This is a genomic window from Nitrospirillum amazonense, assembly GCF_007828045.1.
Classification (GTDB): Bacteria; Pseudomonadota; Alphaproteobacteria; order Azospirillales; family Azospirillaceae; genus Nitrospirillum; species Nitrospirillum amazonense_C.
This window is the reverse complement of record NZ_VITN01000035.1, coordinates 39,160-45,405: the sequence shown is the minus strand read 5'-3', so window position 1 is coordinate 45,405 and position 6,246 is coordinate 39,160. Positions and strand designations below refer to the sequence as shown.

Annotated in this window: 5 protein-coding genes; all 5 read right to left on the bottom strand. The window is 66.3% G+C overall.

Features of this window, described 5'->3' with window-relative positions:
• Window positions 1–218: 218 nt before the first annotated feature.
• The 5 genes from FBZ89_RS28860 to FBZ89_RS28840 all read right to left on the bottom strand — a co-directional run bounded on the left by FBZ89_RS28860 (window position 219) and on the right by FBZ89_RS28840 (window position 6,087).
• Complete coding sequence (locus FBZ89_RS28860; RefSeq protein ID WP_145754378.1) at window positions 219–1,544, bottom strand: NAD(P)/FAD-dependent oxidoreductase; 1,326 nt, start codon at window positions 1,542–1,544, stop codon at window positions 219–221.
• A 30-nt stretch (window positions 1,545–1,574) separates the two neighbouring features.
• The gene (locus FBZ89_RS28855; protein ID WP_246172963.1) at window positions 1,575–3,023 is read right to left on the bottom strand and encodes an aldehyde dehydrogenase family protein; all 1,449 of its coding nucleotides are present in this window, start codon (window positions 3,021–3,023) and stop codon (window positions 1,575–1,577) included.
• Between the two features lie 119 nt (window positions 3,024–3,142).
• On the bottom strand, window positions 3,143–3,559 hold the full coding sequence (locus tag FBZ89_RS28850) for a RidA family protein (protein ID WP_145754375.1): 417 nt from the start codon (window positions 3,557–3,559) through the stop codon (window positions 3,143–3,145).
• A gap of 5 nt (window positions 3,560–3,564) precedes the next feature.
• A complete protein-coding gene (locus FBZ89_RS28845) occupies window positions 3,565–4,740 on the bottom strand; it encodes an alanine racemase (RefSeq protein WP_145754374.1) in 1,176 nt (391 codons plus the stop codon).
• Between the two features lie 141 nt (window positions 4,741–4,881).
• Window positions 4,882–6,087, bottom strand: a complete 1,206-nt coding sequence (locus FBZ89_RS28840) for an acetyltransferase domain-containing protein (RefSeq protein ID WP_145754373.1) — start codon at window positions 6,085–6,087, stop codon at window positions 4,882–4,884.
• Between the last annotated feature and the right edge of the window lie 159 nt (window positions 6,088–6,246).

Here is a 6,246-nt window from a genome sequence, read left to right as displayed (position 1 = left end):
GCATCCGATGCCATGGGGCCGTCCACCCAAACAGCGGCACGAGATGGAGACTCGTGCCGCTGTAGGCCCCGACTGGGGCCGCCGGAGCGAGCACCGCAGGGCACAGCGAGGACAAGCCTAGGCGGACGGATGTCCGCCGCCCGGCGACTGAGGGAGCATTTGAACGGTCACGTTCAAATGCCGCGCGTATTAGTGGTTGTAGCCGAAGCCGGCCTGGCTCAGAAGTCCGCGACGGCGATCCTCTTGCCCTTGTCGAAGCGTGACAGGGCATAAGGGCGGGGATCGACGATCGGGGCGGCGCCTGTCGCAAGATCAGCGATCAAATGCCCTGCGCCGGGTCCGATGCCGAAGCCGTGGCCGCTGAATCCCGCCGCCAGGATGAAGCCGGGGACGGCCGGTATCCCGCTAATCACGGGGACGCCGTCGGGCGTGCTATCGATATAGCCGGCCCAGGTGTTGATGACCGGTGCGGCCCTAAGGGCAGGAACGAGGTCGATCGCCCGCTTCACCGTCAGGCGTACCGTGCGCGGGTCCGGCGTGGGGTCGAGAACGCGCATCCGTTCCATCGGCGTCGGCTGGTCGACAGTCCAGCGAGAGCCCGTTTCATGGCCGGAGCGGCAGCCTTCCAGCCCCCCAGGCGACAGACTGCGCCAGCGCCGCAGGAACATAGGCAGGAATTCGCGGTGGAAGCGAAGAAACTGGGACGTCGGATCGACACGCGCCCACCCGCTGATCGACAGGGTATGGCAACCGTCGCCACGGCGCGTCATCGACACCGACTTGGTGTGAAGGGCGTCCGGCAAATCGATCTGGTCGCTGGCCACCGCGACAATGGACTGGCGCACCGACGCCTGGGGGAACCGGATGCCCAGTTGATGACAAAAGGAAGAAGCCCACGCGCCGCCGGTGTGTATGGCCAGCTTCGTGCGGATGGTGCCCTTTTCGGTGATGACGCCGCTCACCGCGCCGCCCGCCAGTTCGATGCCCCGCGCGGCGCAGCCTTGGTGGACGGTGCCGCCGTGCCGCATCGCCGCCTTCGCCGCCGCCGGAGCCGCGAGCCCGGGATCGGCGATGCCGTCGGTCGGGGCCAACACCCCGCCCCGCCAACGCCGCCCCGTGAAACCGCCCCGTTCGGTCGCCTCGGCGCCATCCAGCATCCGCGTGCTGACGCCCACCGTCCGGGCGAAAGCGCCCCAGCGGGCCCAGGTGTCCAGTTCCTCTTCATCGTTGCTCAGGTAAAACAAGCCGCAGCGGCGAAATCCGGCATCTTCGCCACTGTCGGCGGCGAAGCGCTCCCAAAGATCGAGGCTCTTGGTTGATATCGGCAATTCTCGCGCGTCGCGGTTCTGCTGCCGGCACCAGCCCCAGTTGCGGCTCGATTGCTCCCCGCCGACCACGCCCTTCTCGACCAGCGCGACTTTCAGCCCCCGCATCGCAAGATAATAGGTGGCGAAGCTGCCGACGATGCCACCGCCGATCACCACGGCGTCGGCTTCAGCGGGCAGGGCGGGGGAGGATTGGATGAGGCGTAGGGGCGCCGACATGGCGATGCGATCTCCCATGAGACGGAAAGGTCAGGCGTAACCGAGTATGGCCTTGGTTTCGAGATACTCCTCGACGCCGAAGACCCCATATTCCCGGCCGTTGCCCGACCGCTTGTAGCCGCCGAACGGCGCGTGGGGATCCCAGGCGGGATGATTGAGATGGACCTGCCCGGTGCGGATGCGGCGAGCGACATCGCGCGCCCGCTCGATATCGCCCCCCTGGACATGGCCGCCCAGCCCGAAGACCGTGTCGTTAGCGATATCGACGGCCTCGTCCACATCGTCGTAAGGCATGATGCAGAGGACCGGCCCGAAGATTTCCTCCTGCGCGACCGTCATCGTGCGCGTGACGCCCGAGAAGATCGTCGGGCGGACGTAGAAACCGCAGGTCCTGCCCTCCGGACGCCCGGGTCCGCCGCAGACCAGGGTGGCGCCCTCCGCGATACCGGCGGCGATCATGGCCTGGACACGCTCAAACTGGGCGCGGTTGGCGATGGGCCCCAGGACGGTGCTTCCGTCGGACGGATCACCGACGATGATGGCACCGGCCGTCGCCCGGGCGATGGCCTCCACCTCCGCCATGCGCGCCCGGGGCACGATCATGCGGGTGGGCGCGCTGCAGGACTGGCCGACATTGCGGAACGCGGCCATGACGCCCAGCGGAACGGCGCGCTGGAAATCGGCGTCGGGCAGAAAAACGTTGGGCGACTTGCCGCCCAATTCTTGAGTCACCCGCTTGACGGTCACCGCCGCCGCCTGGGCAACCAGCACGCCGGCCCGGTTGGACCCGGTGATCGAGATCATGTCGATGCCGGGATGGGCCGCCATGGCCGCGCCGATTTCCGGGCCGGTGCCGTTGACCAGGTTGAAGACACCCGGCGGCGTGCCCGCGTCGTGCATGATTTCGGCGAACAGCAACGCGTTCAACGGTGACAACTCGCTGGGCTTCAGCACCACGGTGCATCCGGCGGCCAGGGCCGGGGCGACCTTGGCCGTTATCTGGTACAGCGGCCAGTTCCACGGCGTGATCAGGCCACAGACCCCGATCGGTTCGCGCACGATGGCGGTGCTGCCCCGCATGGTCAGGAACGGATAGGTCGCCAGGACATCGGCGGCCGCACGGACGTGCGCTGCCGCGAGGGGGATATGGGCTGCGCGGGCATGGCTGATGGCCGCACCCATCTCACGCGACAGCGCCTGGGCCAGCGGCTCCGCCCGCTCCAGGATCAGGGCGTGTATGCGCTCAAGCAGCGCACGCCGTTCCGCGACGGCGGTGGCGCTGAACGCCGGCAAGGCCGCGCGCGCCGCCGCGACGGCACGGTCGAGATCGGCGGCGGTGGCCGCCGCGAGTTCGGCGATCACAGCCTCGCTCGCCGGATCGACCACCGGCAACGACACCGGGCCGGACGCCGGCCCCCATGCCCCGTCGATATAAAGGGCGCGCACCGGATTCACATCCCCAGCCGCAACCGAATTCATTCCAGATGTCATCGCACCAGATCCTGATGGCGGTGGTGGGCGCCAACGATGGACGGAAACCAGGGCTCGCCGGAATGGCCGGCCCATTGAAAGCCCGCGGGGCTGAGATCAGGTCATGTTCATCGCGCGCCCTCCCGGGCGCCGGCTGCGCCGCACACCGCAACGGCATCGATCTCGACCAGATAGCCGTAGTGCAGCTCGCCAACCGGAACCACCGTTCGCGCCGGCCGCGCATCCCCCATCATCTCGGCATAGACCGCGTTGAAGCGGGGCCAGTTCTCAACGCCGACGATATAGGCGGTGACCTTGAGAATATCGCCGGGCCCGGCACCGGCGGCGCGCAATGCCGCCAACACGTTGGATAGCGCCTGACGGACCTGATCTTCAAACCCCAGATCGGCGGTATGGGAGCCGTCCGCGCGAACGCCCAGTTGGCCCGCCGTGAAGACCAGGCCGCCATAGCGGGCGGCATGGCTATAATGGCCGCCTGGCGGCGCCAAGCCCTCCGGTTCCAACGTCTCGATCTTCGTTTCCATGAGGCTCACCATCCCCGCATCCGCGGCCACGCCGCCACGATGTCGCGGCTGCCGGTTGTGACCACTTGGTAGGCCCCGTGCTGGGCCCCGGTCGCGCATGCGTGGTTGGGCAGAATGCGCACGCGGGCCCCGACCGGCAGGTCAGGCAACGCGGCGGCGCTGCCGGGCCGGACCTTGATGATCCCATGCTCCTGGCTGGCGTCGTCCACGATCAGGTCCGGCCACGGCACCCCGTCGATGTCGCAGACAAGGCCGTACCCTTGATCAACCGGGTGGCGTTGCGTCCCCCGGTCGCGGGACATGGCCATCCAGCCGGTGTCAATCAGGATCCAGCCCTTTTCCAGCTTGTGTCCGATGACCGTGGCCAGCACCGAGACGGCGATGTCGTCGATCGCGCAGACGCCGATGCCATGCATCACGAGATCGAAAAACATGAAGGCACCGGCGCGTACTTCCGTCACACCATCGAGATCGCGGGCGAAATGCGCGGTCGGGGTCGAGCCCACACTGACCACCGGTGCCGCGTGCCCATGGCGGCGCAGAGCCTGAGCGGCGGCCACCGCGGCCGCGCGCTCGCCCTCGGCGGCTTCCACCAGGCCCACACCTCCCCGGCAGGCGTAGGACTCCCCGGCATGGGTGAGCACACCGCGGACCTCCACCGCCCCTGCCCGCAGAATGTCCGCGATCTCGATGATCGTGGCGCTGTCGGGGGAAAGCCCGCCGCGATGGCCGTCACAGTCGATCTCGATCAACACCGCCGGCATCGCGCCGCCGTCCCGTGCCGTCGCGGCAAGGGCCTGGGCCTGGTCGACGGTATCGATCAGCACCGCGACGTCGACACCCTGGGCCACAAGGGCACGTATCCGCGTGATCTTCCCCGGCGCCAAGCCGACGGCATAGACGATGTCCGTCGCACCCGCGGCGGCGAAGTATTCCGCTTCAGCTATAGTTGAAACAGTGATCGGCCCCAGGTCACCCGCGAAAAGGCGCCGGGCCACGTCGATCGATTTGGCGGTTTTCACATGCGGCCGGAATCCGACGCCGAGATGCGCCAGATGCGCCTTCAATCGGGCCACGTTCCGGTCGAACCGCGCCACATCAAGCACCAGCGCCGGGGTCTGAGCCGCATCAAGAGTCATCTGACCGGCATGGGTGGGCGGCTTGGACAAGGTTTCAATCATCTTGGGTTCTCTATTGGGGATTCTCTTGGCAATCCATGCCGACGGTTGGACGGGCGGCCGGTTGGAAAGCGCGGACAAGCAGGTCAAATGCGGGCGTTGGAAGGGGCCACGACGCGCGCACCGGTTCAAGGCCCCCTCGCCTTAAAAGTACTTCAGCCAGGCGATGTCGCGGCGGCGCCTCTTGAGGCGGGAGAACCAGGCGGTCGGCACGTAGAAGGGAATTATCAGCCCGAGGTACCAGACGACCACCCAGCCGTAGCTGCCCACCCCGAACACGGTACCGTGGTTCGAACCCCAAATCGCGAACGCGATGTGATACAGAATACGAAGGGTGGCGAGATGGACGATATAAAAGAACATCGGCGCCCCACCGAATACCGACAGCACACCGACGAAGCCGGAGTCCCGCACGCGGTCCAGCAAGGCGAGCAGAACCGCGCCGACGCCCAGGGTCGGCAGCAGGAAGAGAAGAGACGGCGGATACTTGGTGAGTGCCAGAAAGCTCATCATCGTGCGCAGCGGATCACCATCGACGACGAACCACGGCTTGTCGCCATAGATGTTGAGCGCGCGCAATACGACGAAGGCGGCGATCATCCCGAAACCAAGCGTCAAAAGACGACGCTGGCGCGTTTCCGGGGAAATGTCGGCCTCGAACCACGGACCGATGCCATAGCCCAGCGATATCACGCCGATCCACGGAAGAATGGGGTAGCTCGTTTTCGCGACGAGGCCAAACGGCAGGGCGATGAAATCGCGCTGATGCAGTTCGGCCCAAAGAACGAACAGCGGATTGTCGGAGGTGAGGTGGATCGGATCGAGAAGATTGTGACCGCAAACGATGACCAAGCCCAAGGTGATCAACGCGGGGCGCGGCAGCCGGATCAAGGCCGCCAGCACGATCATGCACGCACCGATGCACCAGATGACTTGCAGCCAGAGCATCGGCGGCGATATCCCCCAGTAGATGGGCGACAGGATCAACACCTCGATCGCCATCAGCAGAAGGCCGCGTTTCACCAAATAAGCCGTCGTTTCGCCCCTGGTATGATTGCTGGCATACAGATAGACGCCGAGACCGGTGAGCGCCACGAAGATCGGCGCGCACAGGCTGACCAGCAGACGGGCGAGAAACACCGCCGGTGCCGCCGTCCGGGCATCGACCGGATCGGCGACGGGCACATACAGGAACCACGTCTCGCGAACATGGTCGAGCAGCATGAAAACCATGACCAGCCCGCGCAACGCGTCGATATTCTGAAGTCGCGGCCGCGCGATTGCCGCGCGCTTGGCGGACACTGCGCCCACCCCAAATGATCCCGATCCAACCGACGCGATTTGGCCCATGTCCCCGTTCCCCGTGCTTGTCGGCAATGACTTTATTGCCGTTTATTAAGCCAGCCTTCGCCGGCAACTTCTCCCGTATGTCGCCGAACCGCGCCACCGTCATGCGGCGACATGGACGCAAGGCGATATAAGATACCGTGACCATGCGTTGGCGGTCGG